Origin of the sequence: Halorubrum sp. DM2 (genome assembly GCF_901686465.1) — an archaeon.
Classification (GTDB): Archaea; Halobacteriota; Halobacteria; order Halobacteriales; family Haloferacaceae; genus Halorubrum.
In genome coordinates this window covers 272,193-290,835 of sequence record NZ_LR594487.1, presented here as the reverse complement: position 1 = coordinate 290,835, position 18,643 = coordinate 272,193, and the positions used below count along the sequence as shown (strand labels likewise).

16 protein-coding genes and 1 tRNA gene are annotated in these 18,643 nt (G+C 71.2%); 9 read left to right on the top strand and 8 right to left on the bottom strand.

Annotation, left to right across the window (positions count from 1 at the left end; genetic code table 11):
- Positions 1-45: 45 nt before the first annotated feature.
- Positions 46-882, bottom strand: a complete 837-nt coding sequence (locus tag QOL69_RS01470) for an RAD55 family ATPase (RefSeq protein ID WP_283401761.1) — start codon at positions 880-882, stop codon at positions 46-48.
- A 3-nt stretch (positions 883-885) separates the two neighbouring features.
- A complete protein-coding gene (locus tag QOL69_RS01465) occupies positions 886-1,968 on the bottom strand; it encodes a beta-ribofuranosylaminobenzene 5'-phosphate synthase family protein (RefSeq protein ID WP_283401760.1) in 1,083 nt (360 codons plus the stop codon).
- A gap of 134 nt (positions 1,969-2,102) precedes the next feature.
- Here QOL69_RS01465 and hemC point away from each other — a divergent pair, with 134 nt between their 5' ends.
- From hemC to QOL69_RS01445, 4 genes are all read left to right on the top strand, one after another.
- The gene (gene hemC / locus QOL69_RS01460) at positions 2,103-3,245 is read left to right on the top strand and encodes a hydroxymethylbilane synthase (protein ID WP_283401759.1); all 1,143 of its coding nucleotides are present in this window, start codon (positions 2,103-2,105) and stop codon (positions 3,243-3,245) included.
- The gene (gene cobA / locus QOL69_RS01455) at positions 3,238-4,185 is read left to right on the top strand and encodes a uroporphyrinogen-III C-methyltransferase (RefSeq protein WP_283401758.1); all 948 of its coding nucleotides are present in this window, start codon (positions 3,238-3,240) and stop codon (positions 4,183-4,185) included. The genes hemC and cobA overlap by 8 nt, the downstream gene beginning before the upstream one ends.
- Positions 4,182-4,958, top strand: coding sequence for a uroporphyrinogen-III synthase (locus QOL69_RS01450; RefSeq protein WP_283401757.1), 777 nt, complete (start codon positions 4,182-4,184; stop codon positions 4,956-4,958). The genes cobA and QOL69_RS01450 overlap by 4 nt, the downstream gene beginning before the upstream one ends.
- 250 nt (positions 4,959-5,208) lie before the next feature.
- A complete protein-coding gene (locus QOL69_RS01445; protein ID WP_283401756.1) occupies positions 5,209-5,613 on the top strand; it encodes a hypothetical protein in 405 nt (134 codons plus the stop codon).
- Between the two features lie 52 nt (positions 5,614-5,665).
- On the opposite strand, the gene QOL69_RS01440 is transcribed toward QOL69_RS01445, so the two are convergent.
- The gene (locus tag QOL69_RS01440; protein WP_283401755.1) at positions 5,666-6,994 is read right to left on the bottom strand and encodes a 5'-deoxyadenosine deaminase; all 1,329 of its coding nucleotides are present in this window, start codon (positions 6,992-6,994) and stop codon (positions 5,666-5,668) included.
- A 105-nt stretch (positions 6,995-7,099) separates the two neighbouring features.
- On the opposite strand from QOL69_RS01440, the gene QOL69_RS01435 reads away from it, so the two are divergent.
- Positions 7,100-7,735 (top strand): IS6 family transposase, encoded by a 636-nt coding sequence (locus QOL69_RS01435; RefSeq protein WP_283401754.1) that lies wholly within the window; start codon positions 7,100-7,102, stop codon positions 7,733-7,735.
- 398 nt (positions 7,736-8,133) lie between these two features.
- On the opposite strand, the gene QOL69_RS01430 is transcribed toward QOL69_RS01435, so the two are convergent.
- Complete coding sequence (locus tag QOL69_RS01430) at positions 8,134-8,634, bottom strand: CBS domain-containing protein (RefSeq protein ID WP_283401753.1); 501 nt, start codon at positions 8,632-8,634, stop codon at positions 8,134-8,136.
- 99 nt (positions 8,635-8,733) lie between these two features.
- On the opposite strand from QOL69_RS01430, the gene QOL69_RS01425 reads away from it, so the two are divergent.
- The gene (locus QOL69_RS01425) at positions 8,734-9,228 is read left to right on the top strand and encodes a metal-dependent hydrolase (RefSeq protein WP_283401752.1); all 495 of its coding nucleotides are present in this window, start codon (positions 8,734-8,736) and stop codon (positions 9,226-9,228) included.
- 235 nt (positions 9,229-9,463) lie between these two features.
- Positions 9,464-9,736, top strand: a complete 273-nt coding sequence (locus tag QOL69_RS01420; RefSeq protein ID WP_283401751.1) for a hypothetical protein — start codon at positions 9,464-9,466, stop codon at positions 9,734-9,736.
- A gap of 79 nt (positions 9,737-9,815) precedes the next feature.
- Here the strand turns inward: QOL69_RS01420 and QOL69_RS01415 are convergent.
- A tRNA-Met gene (locus tag QOL69_RS01415) sits at positions 9,816-9,969 on the bottom strand.
- 204 nt (positions 9,970-10,173) lie between these two features.
- Here QOL69_RS01415 and QOL69_RS01410 point away from each other — a divergent pair.
- Together QOL69_RS01410 and QOL69_RS01405 are read left to right on the top strand one after the other, a co-directional pair.
- Entirely contained in the window at positions 10,174-11,559 is a 1,386-nt protein-coding gene (locus tag QOL69_RS01410; protein WP_283401750.1) for a DUF7115 domain-containing protein, read from the top strand.
- A gap of 106 nt (positions 11,560-11,665) precedes the next feature.
- Positions 11,666-12,901: a mechanosensitive ion channel family protein gene (locus QOL69_RS01405; RefSeq protein WP_195155778.1), complete on the top strand. Its 1,236-nt coding sequence runs from the start codon at positions 11,666-11,668 to the stop codon at positions 12,899-12,901.
- 514 nt (positions 12,902-13,415) lie between these two features.
- Here QOL69_RS01405 and QOL69_RS01400 read toward each other — a convergent pair.
- The 3 genes from QOL69_RS01400 to mutS are packed head-to-tail and all read right to left on the bottom strand — an operon-like array spanning position 13,416 to position 18,605.
- Positions 13,416-13,934 carry a hypothetical protein gene (locus QOL69_RS01400; protein WP_283401749.1) on the bottom strand — a complete coding sequence of 173 codons (519 nt, stop codon included), beginning with the start codon at positions 13,932-13,934 and terminating at the stop codon, positions 13,416-13,418.
- Between the two features lie 50 nt (positions 13,935-13,984).
- Positions 13,985-15,745, bottom strand: coding sequence for a DNA mismatch repair endonuclease MutL (mutL, locus tag QOL69_RS01395; RefSeq protein WP_283401748.1), 1,761 nt, complete (start codon positions 15,743-15,745; stop codon positions 13,985-13,987).
- Positions 15,738-18,605: a DNA mismatch repair protein MutS gene (gene mutS, locus QOL69_RS01390; RefSeq protein WP_283401747.1), complete on the bottom strand. Its 2,868-nt coding sequence runs from the start codon at positions 18,603-18,605 to the stop codon at positions 15,738-15,740. Before mutS ends, mutL begins: the two co-directional genes overlap by 8 nt.
- Between the last annotated feature and the right edge of the window lie 38 nt (positions 18,606-18,643).

Genomic DNA, 18,643 nt, shown 5'->3' with positions numbered 1-18,643 from the left:
GAACCGCCTGAAGGCGGTGCGGAGCGGCCGACGGGACGGCGTTCGCTACCGGATCTTGCGCACGTCGCTGATGTCGAACCCGCCCTCGTGGATCTCTGTCTCGAAGCGGACGATGTTCTCGTCTTCCAGCCGGGAGAGCACGCCGCGGAACTCGCGGACGAACATGGTCCGGGCGCGCTGGGAGCCGCCGCTCTCCCACGAGAACTGAAGGGTCCCGCCCGCGGCGTCCATCAGCGTGCCGAACTCGCGGTCGCGGAGCGCCTCGGTGTTCACCAACACGAGCACCAGAGCGTCCCACTCGTAGGCGGCCTTCTTCAGCCCCTTCATCACCATCGCCACGTCGCTCCAGTCGGTGTCGTCGGAGACCATCGAGACGAGGTCGGTGACGGAGTCGATACAGACGAGGCTCCCCTGTCCGTGTTCGGAGAGGTAGTCGCCGAACGCGGTGAGCACGTCCTCGTACTCGCCGCGGTCGCCGAGTTCGGTGATCGACGCCGTCTCCGTCTCGTACCAGTCGCGCGGCACCGGCGACAGCTGGAAGTACTCGGGCGAGAGGTCGCGGAACTCGATTTCGTCGACCGCCGCGTCGACGATCTCGTCGGCCATCGTATACCCCATCTCTCGGGTGATCGCGTCGGTGTCTGCGGTAAAGGAGATGTAGTGGACCGACTCGGGCAGGGCCGCGCCCGCGTCGATGTCGCCGTAGTACAGGTCGAACAGCTCCTCGTCGGCGCGCGCCAACGCGTTCATCGCCGCGCTGGTGTACGCGAACTCCCGAGCGCCGGCACCCGCCTCGCCCGCGAGCAACACGACGCTTCCCGGGGGCGCTCCGCCGCCGAGGATCGAGTCGAGGCGCGCGACCCCGAACGGAAGACGTGCCATGGCTTACGCCCCGTCGCCGCGAGGCTTAGTGTTACCCCTCTCCGAGTCGGTCGATCGCGGGTCCGCCCCGCCCTCGTCGGCGATCCGCGCACCCTCGTTCGTCGCCCGAACGACCGACACCGACCCGCCGACGCCGGCCGCGTCGAGCGCGCGCTCGCCGGCCTCGGCCGCGGCGTCGGCGTGGTCCGCGTCGGTGACGCCGTACACCGTCGGTCCCCACGAGGACTGGCCCGCGCCGAACACCGCCGAGGCCTCCGACAGCGACGCGACGATCTCGCCGACCGGCGGCCGGTAGACGCCGCCCTGCTCGTCGGCGTACCACGCGCCGTTGAGCCGGCCGATCTCGGCGACTGCCGCGCCGAACGCCTCCGCGTTCCCCGTCGCGATCGACGGGAGGACCCGCCGGGTGACGATCCCGCCGATCCGGTCGGCGATCCCCGGCTCCGCGCGCTCGACCGCAGTCCGCATCGCATCGTCCTCGGCCGCCCCGCTGCGGCCGGCGTCCGCGTCCGGGTCGACGAGCAGGAACCGCCAGTCGTCGGGGACGGCGTGGCGGGCCGCTACGGGCGGGACGGTCCATTCGCCGTCCGCCGGGCGGTCGATGGTGAACCGCGCGGTCGGGTGGCCGGCGTCGAGGACGAAGCCGCCGGACTCGAACGTCGCGACGCCGACGCCGGAGCGCCCGCCCCGGCCGAGCGACGGGGCGCGCTCGCGCACCCGGACCGGCTCGCCGTGGGCGGTCGCGACGGCCGCGAGCGTCGCCGCCGCGAGCCGCGTTCCGCTGCCGAGACCGGCGTGTCGCGGGAGCGACTCGCGGACCGCGACCCGCGCGCCGTCGACGCCGAGCAGGTCGGTCGCCGCGGTCGCGTACTCGCGGACGTCCTCGCGCACGGCGGAGGCGGAACCGGACGACTCCGCGCCCGCTGCCGCTTCGACCGTCACGCCGACCGCCGAGTCGGGCTCCGCGTCGACGACGACCCGCGGAGCCGCGAGTCCGACGCCGAGCGCGCCGTACAGCCGCTCGTGCGAGAGGCTGAGGTTACAGAAGCCGAAGTGGAGCCGCGCCCCGACGCTCGCGCGTGCCATTGTCGTCCTGCCCTTACGAGCGGACCGATAAAGGGGTCGTGACCGTGGCGGGAGTTGCCACGGAATTCCCGTGACGCCGACACTCAGGCGGCCGAACTGGTGCGCTTTTGAACGCGGGGGACCTCGGTCCGCGTATGACCGAAACGCTCAGGCTCGCGACCCGCGGGTCGGATCTCGCCCTCCGACAGGCCGAGACCGTTCGCGAGGCGCTGTCGAGCCGTCGCCGCGACGTCGAACTCCGGCAGGTGGAGACGCGCGGCGACCAGATCCCCGACGAACTGATCCACCGCCTCGGGAAGACGGGGGCGTTCGTGCGCGCCCTCGACGAGGAGGTGCTCGCCGGCGACGCCGACCTCGCCGTCCACTCGCTGAAGGACCTCCCGACCGAGGAGATGGAGGACTTGGTCGTCGCGGCCGTCCCCGAGCGCGCCCCCTCGGGGGACGTGGTCGTTCAGCCGGACGGGCTCGGGATCGAGGACCTCCCGCCCGGCTCCGTCGTCGGGACCGGCTCGCTCCGGCGCGGCGCGCAGATCCGGGCGGCTCGGCCGGACCTCACCGTCGAGCCGATCCGCGGCAACGTCGACACCCGGCTAGAGAAGCTGCTCGCGCCGGGCCTTCAGGCGGAACACGAGCGGCGGCTGATCGCCTCGGGCGAGATCGCCGCGGAGACGGCGGAGGGCGAGGAGTCGGGAGGAGACGCGGACGAAGACGACGGGGTCGACGAGGAGTTCGACGAGAGCGTCGAGGAGTGGTTCGACTCGCTGTCGGACCTCGAACGCGCGGCGATGGAGCGGAACGTCGAGACCGAGTACGACGCGCTCGTCCTCGCCGAGGCCGGCCTCCGACGCTCGAACCTCTTCTACGAGGTCGAGACGACGCGGCTCCCGCGCGAGGAGTTCGTCCCGGCCGCCGGACAGGGCGCGATCGCGGTCACCGCGAGCGACCCCGAGGTGGTCGAGGCGGTCCGCGAGGCGGTCGACCACCCGCGGACCCGCGTGGCGGTCACCGTCGAGCGGACGGTCCTCGGCGAGCTCAACGGCGGCTGCGTCGCGCCGATCGGCGTCTCCGCGCTCGTCAAGGGCGAACACGTCCACGTCCGGGCGCGAGTCCTCTCGACGGACGGGACGGAGGAGGTGGCCGACACCCGCGACCTCCCGATCCGGTCGCACGCGACGGCCGCCGCGGAGTTCGCGGCCGACCTCGCGGACCGCGGCGCGGACGACCTGATCGCCGAGGCGCGCGAGGAGGCGGGAGCGGGGGCGGAGACGGATGAGTGAGGACGACGCCGGCGCGGGGCCGGGAACCGGACCGAGGGCCGGCGCGGACGAGCCGCCGACCCGCAGCCGCGACGACCCGGTCGGGACAGTGTTCCTCGTCGGCTCCGGGCCGGGCGACCCGGACCTGCTGACGGTGAAGGCGAAGCGGCTGATCGAGTCGGCCGACGTGGTCCTCCACGACAAGCTCCCCGGCCCGGAGATCCTCGGCGAGATCCCCGAGGCGAAACGCGAGGACGTGGGGAAACGCGCCGGCGGCGAGTGGACACCGCAGGAGTACACGAACCGGCGCATGGTCGAACTGGCCGAGGAGGGGAACCGCGTCGTCCGGCTGAAGGGCGGCGACCCGTTCGTCTTCGGGCGCGGCGGCGAGGAGGCGGAACACCTCGCCGCGGCCGGGATCCCCTTCGAGGTCGTCCCCGGCGTCACCTCCGCCATCGCCGGGCCGGCGGTCGCCGGGATCCCGGTGACCCACCGCGATCACGCCTCGTCGGTCTCGTTCGTCACGGGCCACGAGGACCCGACGAAAGACGAGTCCGCGGTGGACTGGGACGCGCTCGCTGCGACCGGCGGGACCATCGTGGTGCTGATGGGCGTCGGCAAGCTGCCGGCGTACACCGCCGAACTCCGCGACGCCGGCCTCGACGGCGACACGCCCGTCGCCCTCGTCGAGCGCGCCACCTGGCCCGACATGCGCGTCGCGACCGGCACGCTCGATTCGATCGTCGACGCCCGCGACGAGGCCGGGATCGAACCGCCCGCGATCACCGTGATCGGCGACGTGGCCGCGACCCGCGACCGCGTCGTGACCTTCCTCGAAAACGCCGGCTCCGCGCCGGTCCGGTCGGCGAGCGAGGGCGGCGAACCGGCCGAGGAGGGAGACGGCGCGCCGACGGAGGGCGGCGAGGCCGAAACCGACGACGGCGGAGGTGACGCGGCGTGAGCGACGGCGCGGACCGGCGGCCGCGCGTGGCCGTCTTCCGCCCCGACGACGAGCGGATCGAGTCGGCGGTCGACCTGCTCCGGTCGCTCGGCGCGGAGCCGGTCCCCGACCCGATGCTCGAAGTCGAGCCGACGGGGGCCGTCCCCGAGGACGCGCCGCTCGTCGTGCTGACGAGCAAGACCGGCGTCGAACTGGCCGCCGAGGCGGGCTGGGAACCCGGCGACGCCGACCTCGCCGCCATCGGCCCGGCGACCGCGGCGGCCGCGCGCGAGGCGGGCTGGACCGTCGACGTCGTCCCCGAGGAGTACACCTCCGCCGGGCTCGTCGCGGCGCTCGAACCGCGCGTCGCGGGCGAGCGCGTCGTCGTCGCCCGCTCCGATCACGGGAGCGACGTGCTGCTCGACGGCCTCCGCGAGGCCGGCGCTGACGTGACCGAGACCGTGCTGTACAGACTCTCGCGGCCGGTAGACGCCGGCGACTCGGCGGAGTCGGCGGCGGCCGGCGACCTCGACGCGGTCGCGTTCACCTCCTCGCTGACGGTCGAAAACTTCCTCGCGGCGGCCGCCGACCGCGGCGTCGGCGACGAGGCGCGCGCCGGGCTGGCGGACGCGGTCGTCGGCGCGATAGGCCCGCCGACCGCGGAGACGGCCGCCGAGAACGGCGTCGCGGTCGACGTCGTCCCCGACGAGGCGTCGTTCGAGGCCCTCGCGACCGCGGTCGTCGACGCGCTCGACGGCGGGACGGGAGGCGACGGCGATCCTGACCGGCGGTAGCTTCGTTCGCGTTTCGCCCCGTCACTGTCGGCGTGACCGACGTACCGCGGGAGCGACACGTCCGTGACCCGGGCGTCGGTTCCGAATCTCTCGGTCGAAAACGAGAACCGGTTAGTCCATCGACAGTCGGTCGAGACCCGCCGAATCGGGGTCGTTCGCTCGATTCGTGCGTTCGATTCGACCGATCGATGATATCATATTTGATATTCTAGGGCGCGGTTTTATAATCAAGAGCGTGATATCGGAGGATATGGAACCGAGCGAGCGCTGGCTACTGCGGGTCGAGGACGACGTCCTCGTCGTCGAGTTCCCTCATGGAACTGGACTGACCCCCGCGGACGGCGAGGCGCTGCTCGATCGGTGGCGGAACGTGGCCACCCCGGACGCGGTCGAGGCCGTCGTGATCGTCGTGCGGACGAGCCGGCCGTGTTCGGACGCCGGGCGGCGGGCGCTCCGCGAGTCCGCGCAGATCGCGGTCGCCCGGGGCGTCGACCGCTTCGCCGTCGTCGGCGAGCGCTCGAAGCGGCGATTCCTCAAGCGGACGATCGACGTCGAGGACATCGAGGTCGAGGCGTTCAACGACCCGTCGGCCGCGGCGACGTGGGCGTCGCCCGACGACTCCGGCTCGTCGCCGTCGATCGAACCGACGCTGTGAACGCGCCGCGTCTCTTTTCACCCGTCGTCTTTGCCGATCCGACTGCGTCGACTCAGACGGGCGCGTCCGTCTCGATCCCCGCCTCCTCGACGACGCGTTCCGCCTGCCGAGCGGCGCGCTTCCGGACCGCGGCGGCGTCGATTCCGACGTGTTCCCCGCCGGCGTAGCGGACCGTCCCGTCGACCATCGCGAAGACCACGTCGTCGCCGTGGGCGGCGTACACCAGATGCGAGAGGGGGTCGTGGAGCGGCGTCGCCCGGGTCAGGTCGGTCGTGATCCCGATCACGTCGGCGCGCTGACCCTCCCGGAGGGTTCCGAGCCGGTTGAAACCGGCCGCGCGAGCGCCGCCCTCCGTCGCCATCTCCAGTACGGTCGACGCCGGGAGCCGCGTGGGGTCCCGGGCGTCGACCTTACCGAGGAGGCTCGCCTGTCGCATCTCGGTGAAGGGGTCGAGCGTGTTGTTACACGGGGGGCCGTCGTTGCCGAGCGCGACCGTAATCTCCCGGTCGAGGTAGTCCTTGACCGGCGCGATCCCCGAGGCGAGTTTCATGTTCGAGGAGGGGCAGTGGGTGACGACCGTGTCCGTCTCGGCGAGCACCTCCCGTTCGCGCTCGTCCGTGTGGACGCAGTGCGCGAGCGTCACGTCCGGGCCGGTGATCCCGACCTCGTCGAGCCAGAGCACGTTCCGCCGGCCGGTGTCGGCCTCCACCGTCTCGATCTCGTCCTCGTTCTCGCTGGCGTGGGTGTGGATCGTCACGCCGTCGTACCGGTCGGCCAGCTCGCGACAGCCGCGCAGGCACGCCTCGGTACAGGTGACGGCGAACCGCGGCGTGACCGCGTACCGGACGCGACCGTCGGCCGCGCCGTGGTACTCCCGAATGAGGGCCTCGCTCTCGGCGAGCGCCGCGTCGGTCTCCTCCAAGAGGCCGTCCGGCGAGTCGCGGTCCATCAGCACCTTCCCGAGCCGGGCGCGGATCCCGGTGTCGATCGCGGCCTCGAACGCCTCCGCGGCGTGGTTCACGGAGAGGTGGTCGACGACGGTCGTCGTCCCCGATTCGAGACACTCCAAGTAGCCCAGCTCCGCGGCCGCCCGCGTCGCCTCGGCGTCCATCGCCGCCTCCATCGGCAACACGGCGTCGAACAGCCAGTCCAACAGCGCGGCGTCGTCGGCGATCCCCCGGCCCAGCGACTGGACGGAGTGAACGTGGCCGCCGACGAGCCCCGGCGCGACGATGTCGAACTCGCGGCGCTCGTGGTCGGGGTACCGCTCGCGGAGGTCGGTCTCGTCGCCGACCGCGGCGATCGTTTCCCCCTCGACGACGACAGCGCCGTCGGGGATGACGGTCTCCGAGTCGGCGACGACTGTTCCGGCGATCAGCATGTCCGTCCGTTCCTGTCGGTCGGTCCATAAGAGGCTGTCCGTTCGACGGCCCGCGGTGTTCAGATAAGGATTGAAAGGTGAGGCGGTGCGTTTTCAAAGTGACTTATGCCCGAAAACGACCGCCTCAGCGGCTGTTTAGACGAGATCAACTTAGAGTTTGTGGAGCGAGAAGCAACACCGCAGCTGTTGATGAAGCTCAGTATTCAGCTTCACTTGGCTGGATTATCGCTTTCGAATACTGTTTCTTTTCTTGAGGTATTCGGTGTTGATCGAGTTCGATCGACCGTTCATAACTGGGTTCACAAAGCCGATCTACAGCCAGAAACTGGTCGGAGGCCGAATCACGTCGCGGTTGATGAGACTGTGATTCAGCTTGACGATGAACAATATTGGCTGTACGCTGCTGTCGATCCCGAATCAAACGATCTGTTACATACAAAGGTTGAATCGACGAGAAACAATGCTCTCGCAGATCGGTTTTTCGCGGAACTCCGCAAAAAACACGATGTAGATGACGCGATCTTTCTCGTTGATGGCGCGGCTCCACTTCAGCGAGCCTGTCGCAAACACGACCTCGATTTTAGATACGAACGACACGGAAAGCGGAACAGTGTCGAACATGTCTTTCGTGAGGTAAAACGCAGAACTACTAGTTTCTCAAACTGTTTTAGCAACGCCGAAGCAGAAACAGCAAACGAGTGGATCAGATCGTTCGCTTTCGCATGGAATCAGCTTATCTGAACACTACCCGACGGCCCACCGCTGAGTCGCGTCCCAGCCGCTGATCGGGGCGAAACCCACACTCTGGGCGGTGGCGCGTGCCCGTGAGCGGTCGCCCCCGGCGACCGCGAACGGCACCGCGCGAGGGAGTCGGTCGCCGGAGCAACGCGGAGGCGACCGACGAGGCTGGGGAGGCATGAGGTGCGGTGCGGTGCTGTGCGGGGCGGGACTCGAAGGGGCAGCCGGGAGGACGAAGCACGACGACGCAAGCACCGCAACGAGGGAGCGTGAGCGACCGAGTGAGGAGCGCAGCGAGTCGCGCGAGTTCTCCCGGCTGGGGCTTCGGAGTGGTTTGCCACCACGTCGGCCGAAATCACGTACAGCCCACCTACCGTGGTAGCCGGGAAATTCTCGTCCCCTCAGTCCAGTCGCTTGTCGCGGAACGCGCGGATCACGTCCTGCCGGGCGATGATCCCGACGAGCCGCCCGTCCGAATCGACCACGGGCACGCGGTTGATGTCGGGGTCGTCGCCGACGAGGAGATCCAGCACGGCGTCGACGCTCGCGTCGGGCGTCACCGTCGCCACGTCGGCGCTCATCACCTCGGAGATCGGGCGGTCCGCGTTGCGGATCAGGTCGACCCCGAGATCGAGGTCGGCCCACGGCCGCTTCACCTGATACGAGAGGGTGTCCACGAACGGCGGGAGTCCGATCGGGATCCACAGCGTCTCGTCTTCGGGCTCGAACAGGTCGACGAGGTCGGACTCGGTGATCACCCCGACCACTCGCTCGTCGTCGTCGACGACCGGGAACCCGCTGAACTCGTAGCGGGCGAACCGCTTGAACACCTCGGCGACGTCGTCGTCCGGGGACACCGTCTTCACGTCCGGTTCCATGAGATCGCGGGCAGTCAGGGACATACCGGACGGTCACGGCGGGAGGCCGTAGGCGTTTCGCCCCGGGGGCGCGACGGGGGGTCCGACGTAACGGACTTACCGGCCGGGAACGCAGTCGATCGCGTGTACCGCAACGGCCACATCGGGGCGTCGCTCGCCGTCTACGCTCCGTTCGGGTTCCTCGTCACCGCGCTCGTCTCGCTTGAGGCCGGACTGCTCGGTGCCCTCGGCGTGGCGTCGACGGCGATGGTACCCGACCTCGACGTGCGCGTCCCGTTCGTGAAACACCGGGGGATCACGCACACCGTCTGGTTCGCGCTGCTCGTCGGAGCCGCGTTCGGGACCGTCGGACTGGCGCTCGGTGTCCGGAACGACGCCGCGACCGCCCTTCTGTTCGGCGGCGTCGGGTTCCTGTTCGGCGCGGGGACGATCGTCTCGCACCTCCTCGCCGACGCGCTCACGCCGATGGGGGTCCGGCCGTACGCGCCCGTCCGGGACGACGAGTACACCCTCGACCTGTTCGCGGCCGCGAACCCGGTCGCCAACTACGCGCTTCTCGGGCTGGGCGGCGTCGCCGCCGCGGTCGCACTCGTCGCCGGCGAAGCGGTTTCGGTGTGAGGTCGTAAGATCGCCGGACGGACCGAGAGGTCGGACGGACCGAGAGGCCGGACGACGGACCGGACATGACGTTTAACTGGTAGTGGTCGATCGGCTTCGTATGACCGACCGGCCGCGACGGGGAGTTCACCGACCGGCCGCAGAGAGCAACCGACCGAGCCGTCGGACCGACACGGAATCGGAACGGTGCGAGCGCGGATCGCTCGCGGTGACCCGGGAGTGCTGACGCGCGGCTATGGAGCGACTGTATGTCTTCAACGGCGCGTTCGCGGTAATCGGGCTGTCGATCGGAGTACCGGCGGCCCGATCGCTCGCTGCCGGCGACCACGGAATCGGGGTGCTACTCATGGCAGTCGGCGGAGTCGGGTTGGTCGCCACCGCCGGCTACGAATCGCTGCGAACCGACCCCGAGGAGTTCACGGCTTCCGGAGGCGCGCTCTTGCTGTTGATCGGTGCCGCCTGTCTGACTCTCCTCGGAACCGTTCTCTCGGAGATATCCGGTGTCTGAACCGACGCCGACAGAGTCGTCCGGCGGCCGGTCGCACCGCTCAGGGGAGTTCTGGCTACCGGGGTGACGAAACGAGATATGGCCGGGGTGGGCTCCGAACCCACGATCTCCGCATGTCCCAGGTCCGAGGCTCGGCGGAGCCACGGGAAGGACGCGGACGCTTCCAAGGCGTCACCGCACCGAATCTCTGAACCCTATGAGTGCGGCGCTATGTCCAGCTAAGCCACCCGGCCTCACTCTTTCGTACCGCGATGAGACCCTTTAACCTTCCCATCCGTCGGAAGGATGTGAACCGATCGCAGATCGCCGCGGGCGGTCGCGTCGGGGGGTCGACGAGGCGGATCCGACCCGCGGTCGCGAGTGGGGTCGCGGCCACGTCCGGTCGCGTTCGCCGCCGACCCAGCGGATTTATGCCGGGCGCGGCGTATTCCGGGCGTATGAGCCTTCCCGAACTGCTCGCGGGGACCGTCGGCGACGAGGACGTCGTCGCCGAGGTGCCGCTGGGCGGCGGCGATCGACTCGCGGTCACGCCCACCCGGACCCTCGTCTACCGCGGTGACGGGCTCCTGTCCGACGAGTCCGTCGACGAGTACGGTCACGACGTCGAGCGCATCGAGGTCTCGACGGGCCGCCGCAAGGCGAAGATCACCCTCGGGTACGGTCTCGACGGCGACGAGACCCTCTCGGTCCCCGCGAAGCGCGTCGACGACGTCCTCCACCCGATCCTCGCCGGCGTCCTCTCGGGGAGCGGCGTCACGGGGCCGGGCGAGACCGTCGTGCGCACCTTCCGCTTTTCGGAGCTCACGCTGATTGTCACCAGCGAGCGGCTGGTCAAACACGTCGGGTCGGCGGTCTGGGACCCCGAGTTCGAGGAGTTCCACTACGCGGACCTCACGGGCCTCGACTTCGAGGAGGGGACCGTCGCCACCGCGGTCGTTCTCACCCACGGCGGCCGCTCGGAGCGGTTCAAGGCACCGAACGAGTCCGCCCGGGCGGTCCGGGAGACGCTCGCCGACGCGGTGTGTTCGTTCCACGGCGTCGACAGCCTCGAAGAGTTCCGCGTCGCCGCCGCCGAGGGAGAGGAGTCGGCGACGGACGCCGACCCCAGCGACACGACCGACTTCGGCGAGGGACCGGACCCGCTCTCGGCGTCCCCCGTCGCCGACGCGGAGGCGGAGGGCGACGGACCCGAAACGGAACCCCGAGAGGCGTCCGGTGCCGCCGACCCCGCTTCTCGGTCGGACCCGGTCGCCGACGCGGAGGCGGACGCCGCGGGGGAGACCGGGGTCGCGGCGGGGACCGACACTGCGGAGCCGTCCTCCGCGGATCCGGCGTCCACGGGGCCGTCGGGAGCGGACGACGACCCGCTGGACGGGGACCCGCTCAACGCGGATCCACTCGATTCGGATCCACTCGCCGCGGACGCGACCGTCGACGACGCGACCACCGGTGACGCAGCCGAACCCGCCCCCGGCGACGCGGAGGCGACGACGGCCGCGTCCGTCGCCGAGGAACTCGAACGGGAGCCGGCGGACGACCCCGTGTCGGCGGTCGACGACTCCCCGGCCGCGGCGGACCCGGCGGTCGACGAACCCCCGGCCGACCCTGCCTCCGAGGCCGCACCCGTCGACGACGGCGACGCCGCGGTCCCTGACGACGACGCGTTCGACGGGTCGCCGTTCGAGAGCGCCGGAGTCGAGGACGCGGACCTCGCGAGCGAGGTCGCCGCGCTGCGGCGCACCGTCGAGGCGCAGTCCGACCGGCTCGACCGCCAGTCGACGCTCATCGAACAGCTGATCGAGGAGCTTCGGCGCGGCCGGTGACCGGGGGAGTGGCCGCGGCGGCGCGCCGCGTCGAAGCGCCCGGTCCGATTCTCTCCGCTGAGACTCGCGTCGAACGCGTTATCCGACCGGCGACGAACCCACGATCGTGATAGGCGGACTGGGCACGCGATTCGGCGCGGTGTTGAGCGACGTCGCGACCACGGAGGGACGGATAGCGGTCACCGCCGGTATCGCCCTCGTGACGCTCGCGATCGGCTGGCTGCTGCTTCCCAGAGCCGTCCGCGCCGGAGAGCGGACCGTCTCGGGGTGGGTCGAGCAGTTCCTCGATAACCGGGCGGGAAAGTCGACCGAGGGTGCGGTCGAGACGCTCCGCGAGGGCGTCCCGACGTCGTTCCTTCTCCGGTTGGCGGTCGGCTTCCTACAGCTCGCGCTGTTCGCGCTCGCGGGCGTCGCCGTCCTGACGCTGTGGGGACGGTTCGACCTCGTGGTCGCGGTGCGGCCCGTCGCGGAGGACGGCGTCCGGATCGGGGCGCAGGTCCTCGTCTCGGCGGTGTTGCTCGGCGGGGTCTACGTCGCCAGCGACGCGCTGGAGGCGTACGTCGCCGACCTGTCGGCCGGCAGCGACCGGATCACCGCCCATCAGGAGCAGCTCCTCACCCGGCTCGCGCAGGTCGGGCTGCTCGTGCTCGCGCTGATCACCGTCCTCGGCATCTGGGGCGTGAACCTCGGCGGCCTCCTCGTCGGGGCCGGCTTCCTCGGGATCGTCCTCGGGATGGCGGCCCGGCAGACCCTGGGGTCTCTCATCGCCGGCTTCGTGCTGATGTTCGCCCGGCCGTTCGAGATCGGCGACTGGGTGGAGATCGGCAGCGAGGAGGGGTTCGTCACCGACATCACGATCATGAACACCCACATGCGCAACTTCGACGGGGAGTACGTCGTGGTGCCCAACGACCTCGTCGCCAATCAGGCGATCACGAACCGGAGCCGCGAGGGCCGCCTCCGGATCCACATGGAGGTCGGGATCGGGTACGACGACGATCCCGACGAGGCGGCGGCGATCGCCGAGGAGGTCCTCAACGGGATCGACCACATCGCGAACAACCCCCAGCCGTACGCGATCCCCTCCGGGTTCGGCGACTCGGCGATCCTGCTCGATCTCAGGTTCTGGATCGATCCCCCGACGCCGCAGGCGCGGTGGCGGTCGAAGGCGATCGCGGTCGAGCGGATCCAAGACCGCTTCGTCGACGCGGGAATTTCGATCCCGTACCCGCAGCGGACGGTCTCGTACCCGCCCGACACGGCGGAGGCGGCGGATACCGTCGAGCGCGTCGAGCGGACCGACGAGGACGGCGACGGTCGCTCGGACAACCGACCCGCCTGAAACCGTTTGACTGGGCTTGTTAATTCCTCAATAGTTGATAGTTTTGTAGCCTCGATCGCTCAACACAGGGAGAGAAACGGCCGATCTGCGGTGCGGTGGCGCGTGCCTCCGAGCGGTCGCCGAAGGCGACCGTGAGGAGCACCGCGCGAGGGAGTCAGTCGCCGGAGCGAAGCGACGGCGACTGACGAGGCTGGGGAGGTGTGAGGTGCTGTGCGGTGCGGTCGGGTGGGACTCGAAGGGGCAGCCGCGAGGACGCTCCTCGGCGACGTAAGCACCGCAGGAGCGAACGTAGTGAGCGACGAGGAGCGCAACGAGCCGCGGAGCGTCCTCGCGGCTGGGGCTTCGGAGGTGTTCACCGCGCTAGCAACGGCCCTGTTCTCATCACCGACAGGGCTCATGAACCACCCGTCTTATAAGCACGATTTACAGATCGGGCGTTTCAGGCAGAAATGCCTAAACAATAATATTTCAACAGAGCCGCTCGACTCGAATCAGTCGACTCGAACCGCTCTCGCTATCGGTCGGACGGGCCGGTGTAGCCGCTCGGAAGCTTCGATCCCCGCCCCGTGAACAGCCGCTCGAACTGTTCGATACGGTCCAAGACGTAGCTGAGCGCCGCGGTGAGCGAGTCCGCGCCGATGGACAGCAGGTGGCGAGCGCCCTGCGTCCGGTCGGCGTGATAGAAGCTGATCTCCCCTTCCGGCTCGGTGTTGCGCTCCGGCATTACCACCAGGTCCTGTCTGGTGGGACCGTGTCGGAAGACGAGCACGTCCGTGAGCGAGTCCGTCCCGTAGGTGACCACGTCGTGGAGGACGCTCCACTTCGCCGGCGTCTCCTCCGCGAGCGCGTCCGCGTCGACGACGTTCCGCATCGTCGTCGCCGTGGAGACGCGCTCCAGACTCGACCCGCGCCGGTCCCGAAGCCACGCGAGCAGCCGCTCGACGAGGTCCCGGAACCCGTCAGGACCCGAGAAGCGGCCCGCTGACCGCTCCTGCGGCAGCGACCCCCGCGTCACTTCGGTCCGCTCTCCCATGGGAGTACCCCCGGCCTCATCGTGTTAATAGATACCGGTCGGGACCCCCGTCACCGGTCCCGTCCGAACCCCGCCGCGAACGTCTCCGCGTCGACGGAGAGGACGGTGGGGCGACCGTGCGGGCAGGCGTACGGGCGGTCGCACTCCCCGAGCCGGTCGAGGAGGGCCCGGAGGTCGGCGTCGTCGAGGTCGCCGAAGTCGCCCCGCTTCAGCGAGGGGTGACACGCCAAGTCCGCGAGCAGGGCGTCCCGGGCGTCTCTCGACGCCCCCCGGCCGCCCCGGCCGCCGTCCGACCCCGAGAACGCCGCGAGCGCGTCGCGGAAGGCGTCCGCGTCCGCGGTCCGACCGAACGGCGCGGGAACCGTCCGCAGCCGTCGGGTCCCGCCGCCGAACGCCTCGGTCTCGAAGCCGAGCGCGGCGAGGTCGTCGGCGTGCGCCCGCGCGGCCGCCGCCTCGTCGGTCGACAGCGAGACGGTCGCGGGCGGGTCGAGCGCGGCGGTCGGCATCGGCTCGCCGTCGAACGCGCGGGCGAGCCGCTCGTAGTTTACGCGCTCGTGGGCGGCGTGTCCGTCGATCACGAGCAGGCCGTCGCCGGACTCGACGAGGACGTACAGGTCGCGGAACGCGCCGATCGGCTCGGCGTCCGCGAACGCCCCGGCGCGGGAGCCGTCCTCGTCGCCGACCGGGTCGAGGGCGGATCCGAGGTCGGTGGCCACGTCCGCGGAGCGTCGGAGGTCCGCGCCGGTGAGCGCGTCCGCGACGACCGACGACACGGCGTCCGCGACCGCGTCGGCGTCGCGGAGTCCAACCTCCCGCTTCGCCGGGTGGACGTTCGGGTCGACCCGACCGGGCGGGATCGACACGTCGACCGCCGCGACCGGCTCGCGCCCGTCGGGGAGGAGGCGGCCGTACCCCTCCCGGACCGCGGCGGCGAGCCGGTCGTTCCGGACCGGCCGCCCGTTCACGGAGACGCGGACGTGGTCGCGAGTGGCCCGGGTGATCGACGGGTACGCCAGCGCGCCAGAGACGCCGGCGTCGGAGTCCGGCCCCACGTCGACGCTCGCGGAGAGGGTCGTCGACCGGCTCGCGGTGTCGCGGTCGTACACGCCGAGCAGGGCGTCGGTCCGGTCGGTCCCGGGCGTCGTCAGCGTCGTCGACCCGTCGTGGTCAAGCGCGAACGCGATGGAGGGGTTCGCCAGCGCGTAGTCCGCGACGAGCGAGGAGATCCGCGCGAACTCCGCGTTCGCGCCCGCGAGCGACTCCCGGCGGGCCGGCCGCGTCGCGAACAGGTCCGCGACGACGACGGTGGTTCCCCGGGCGCGGCCCGCCGGCTCGACCGTGACGTCCGAACCGTCCGGCTCCCCGCTCCCTGCGGTCCCGTCGACGACGACCCGCGTGCCGATCCCGTCGCCCGGACTCGTCACGAGTTCGAGCCGGGCCGCCTCGGCGACCGCCGCGAGCGCCTCGCCGCGGAAGCCGAGCGAGTCGACCCCGACCGGGTCGCCGTCGGGCGCTAACTTGCTCGTCGCGTGGCGCTCGACGGCGCGGGCCGCGTCCGCCCGCGTCATCCCCCGGCCGTCGTCAGCGACGCGGATCCGGTCCGTGCCGTCGCCGTCGACGGCGATCTCGACCCGAGAAGCGCCCGCGTCGAGCGCGTTGTCGACGAGTTCGGAGACGACCCGCGCCGGCCGCGTCACCACCTCGCCGGCCGCGATCCGGTCGATCGTCTCCCGGTCGAGCCGACGGACGCGGCCGCGGTCGCCCCGCTCTCCCTCGTCTCCGGTCGATCCGCCGGCGTCTCGCTCAGTCATCGTCGACCCGCGACTGGAGGTCGTGGAGGGCGTTCAGCGCCTCGATCGGCGTCATCCGCGCGAGGTCGAGGCTCCGAAGCTCCGCCGCGAGGTCGGGCGGCGCGCCGGCCTTGGCGGCCGCGTCCGCGTCGTCCCTCTCGTCTCCGGCTCCCGCCGACGCCTCCTCGGCGAGGAACTCGCGGAGCGACGCGTCCTCGGGGTCGTCCGCCGCGGCCGGTTCGTCGCCGGAGGTCGACTCGTCGTCCGGGGCATCGGCCGCGTCCGAGCCGTCCGCAGCGTCCGAATTCGGTTCGGTCTCGGGGTCGTCCCCGACGCCGGCGGATCCGCCGCGGTCCGCCTCCTCCGCGGCGACGAGGTCGCGGGCGCGGTCGACGACCGGACCGGGGACGCCGGCGAGCTCCGCGACCTCGACGCCGTACGACGACGAGGAGGCCCCGGGGACGACCCGGTGGAGGAACGTCACGTCGCCGTCCTCGCGGGTGGCGGTGAAATGGAGGTTGAAGACGCGCTCGCGCTCGTCCGCCAGATCCGTGAGTCCGTGATAATGCGTCGCGAACAGCGCGGTCGCGCCCAGTTCGTCGTGGAGGAACTCGGCGGCCGCGCGGGCGATGGCGCGGCCGTCGGTGGTGGCCGTTCCCCGCCCGACCTCGTCTAAGAGGACGAGCGAGTCGGTGCCGGCGTCGTGGAGGATCTCCGTCAGCTCGCTCATCTCGCGCATGAACGTCGACTGGCCGCCGGCGATGTCGTCGGAGGCCCCGACGCGGGTGAACACGCGGTCGAAGACCGGGAGCGAGGCGGCCTGCGCGGGGACGAACGAGCCCGTCTGCGCGAGCACGACCGCGAGCGCGACCGACCGCATGTACGTCGACTTCCCGCTCATGTTCGGCCCCGTGATCACCGCGACCGAGCCGCGGGGCAGGTCCGCGTCGTTCGGGACGAACGACTCCTCGGTCCGCTCGACGACCGGGTGGCGTCCGCCCTCGATCGCGATCCCGGCGTCGCCGTCCGTCCCGGGATCGCCGTCCGTCCCGGGATCGCCGTCCGTCCCGGGATCGCCGTCCACCTCAGCACCCGTCCTGAGTTCCGGGCGGACGTAGTCGTACTCGACCGCGACGGTCGCGAGCGAGGCCAGCGCGTCGAGTTCGGCGAGCGCGTCCGCGAGCCCCTGGATCCGCTCGGTCTCGCTTGCGACGCGCTCGCGGACGTCGACGAACAGCTCGTACTCCAAGGCGTCGGCGCGCTCCGCGGCCCCGACGATCGCCTCCTCGCGCTCCTTCAGCTCCGGCGTGACGTACCGCTCGCTGTTCTTCAGGGTCTGTCGGCGGCGGTAGTCGTCGGGGACGCGGTCGGCGTTGGCGTCGGTCACCTCGATGTAGTAGCCGTGGACCTGGTTGTGCCCCACCGACAGCGAATCGATCCCGGTGCGCTCGCGCTCGCTCGTTTCGAGGTCCGCGACCCACTCGCGCCCCTCGCGCTCGGTCGCGCGGAGGTCGTCGAGGTCGTCGTCGAACCCCTCCCGTATCACGCCGCCATCCGTGATCTCCTGTGGCGGGTCGGTCGCAATCGCCGCGTCGATCAGCTCGCGGACCTCGGTCAGCTCGTCGAGGCGGTCGCGGAGGTCGCGGAGGTGGTCCGTCCGAGGGAGCGACTCGCTTCCCTCTGCCGCCCCCGCGAGCGTCGCCTTCACCTCCGGCACGACCGCGAGCGTCCGGTACAGCGAACGCAGGTCGCGGGCGTCGGCACGCCCCCGCGAGACCCGACTCACCAGCCGTTCGAGGTCGTAGGCGGTCGCGAGCGCGTCCGCGACCCCCTCGCGGGCGAGGCTCCGGTCGGCGAGTTCCCCGACCGCGTCGTGACGGTCCCGGATCGCGTCGGCGTCGACGAGCGGACGCCGGAGCCAGCGCTCCAGACAGCGCCGCCCGAGCGCACAGTTCGTCTCGTCGAGCGCGTCGAACAGCGTGTCGCTCGCCCCCAGCCCGCGGTTCTCGAACAGTTCGAGGCTCCGCTGGGCCGCCGCGTCGAGCCGGAGGCGGTCGCGGGGGTCGTACCGCCGGACCCGCGTCACGTACGAGAGCGGGCCGTCGTCGCCCTGCGTGTACTCGGCGTACGCGAGCACCGCGCCCGCCGCCCGCAGTTCGGCGTCCGCGTCGAAGCGGCGCTTTGGGGCGGGGAGATAGGGCTCCAGCCGTTCGGTCGCGGTCCGGCGGTCGAAGGCGTCGGGGTCGTACTCGTGGGTCGCCCAGCCGCGCTCCGCGTCGCTCGGTTCGAAGTCGGGCGCGGCGGGGCCGGCGATGAGCTCCGCCGGCGCGACCCGGTCGAGTTCGCCCGCGACCGCGTCCCGGTCGCCCGACGTGACGAGGCACTCGCCGGTGGAGACGTCGACGGCGGCGAGACCGACGACGTCATCGGATTCGGCGACGGCTGCCACGTAGTTCGTCGTGCCGGATTCGAGCAGGTCGTCCTCGACGACGGTCCCGGGCGTGATCACCTCGGTGACGGCGCGGTCGACGAGCCCGGACGCCTGCTCGGCGTCCTCGACCTGATCGCCGAGCGCGACGCGGTAGCCCGCGTCGAGCAGCGACTCCAGGTACGGCGCGGCGTTGTCGATGGGGACCCCGGCCATCGGGTAGTCGCCGGTGGAGTCGGACCGCTCCGTCAGCGTCACCTCGCAGACGCGCGCCACGGTCTCGGCCGCCTCGCAGAACGCCTCGTAGAAGTCGCCGACCTGAAACAGCACCAGGGCGTCCTCGTGGGCGGCACAGAGGTCGGCGTACTGCGAGAGCATCGGCGTGAGCTCCTCGCGGGCGGCGGCGATCCCGGGCGGCAGCCCCGTCACCGTCTCTCGGTCCGCCGGTTCCATACCCCGTACCCGGGCGGCCGCGGGCATAAACGGTGCGG

What these genes read in the sequence shown, in the direction of transcription:
- QOL69_RS01470 (WP_283401761.1), bottom strand. Translation starts at nt 882, where the DNA reads ATGGCACGTCTTCCGTTCGGGGTCGCGCGCCTCGACTCGATCCTCGGC.
- QOL69_RS01465 (WP_283401760.1), bottom strand. Translation starts at nt 1,968, where the DNA reads ATGGCACGCGCGAGCGTCGGGGCGCGGCTCCACTTCGGCTTCTGTAAC.
- hemC (WP_283401759.1), top strand. Translation starts at nt 2,103, where the DNA reads ATGACCGAAACGCTCAGGCTCGCGACCCGCGGGTCGGATCTCGCCCTC.
- cobA (WP_283401758.1), top strand. Translation starts at nt 3,238, where the DNA reads ATGAGTGAGGACGACGCCGGCGCGGGGCCGGGAACCGGACCGAGGGCC.
- QOL69_RS01445 (WP_283401756.1), top strand. Translation starts at nt 5,209, where the DNA reads ATGGAACCGAGCGAGCGCTGGCTACTGCGGGTCGAGGACGACGTCCTC.
- QOL69_RS01440 (WP_283401755.1), bottom strand. Translation starts at nt 6,994, where the DNA reads ATGCTGATCGCCGGAACAGTCGTCGCCGACTCGGAGACCGTCATCCCC.
- QOL69_RS01435 (WP_283401754.1), top strand. Translation starts at nt 7,100, where the DNA reads ATGCCCGAAAACGACCGCCTCAGCGGCTGTTTAGACGAGATCAACTTA.
- QOL69_RS01430 (WP_283401753.1), bottom strand. Translation starts at nt 8,634, where the DNA reads ATGTCCCTGACTGCCCGCGATCTCATGGAACCGGACGTGAAGACGGTG.
- QOL69_RS01420 (WP_283401751.1), top strand. Translation starts at nt 9,464, where the DNA reads ATGGAGCGACTGTATGTCTTCAACGGCGCGTTCGCGGTAATCGGGCTG.
- QOL69_RS01410 (WP_283401750.1), top strand. Translation starts at nt 10,174, where the DNA reads ATGAGCCTTCCCGAACTGCTCGCGGGGACCGTCGGCGACGAGGACGTC.
- QOL69_RS01400 (WP_283401749.1), bottom strand. Translation starts at nt 13,934, where the DNA reads ATGGGAGAGCGGACCGAAGTGACGCGGGGGTCGCTGCCGCAGGAGCGG.
- mutL (WP_283401748.1), bottom strand. Translation starts at nt 15,745, where the DNA reads ATGACTGAGCGAGACGCCGGCGGATCGACCGGAGACGAGGGAGAGCGG.
- mutS (WP_283401747.1), bottom strand. Translation starts at nt 18,605, where the DNA reads ATGGAACCGGCGGACCGAGAGACGGTGACGGGGCTGCCGCCCGGGATC.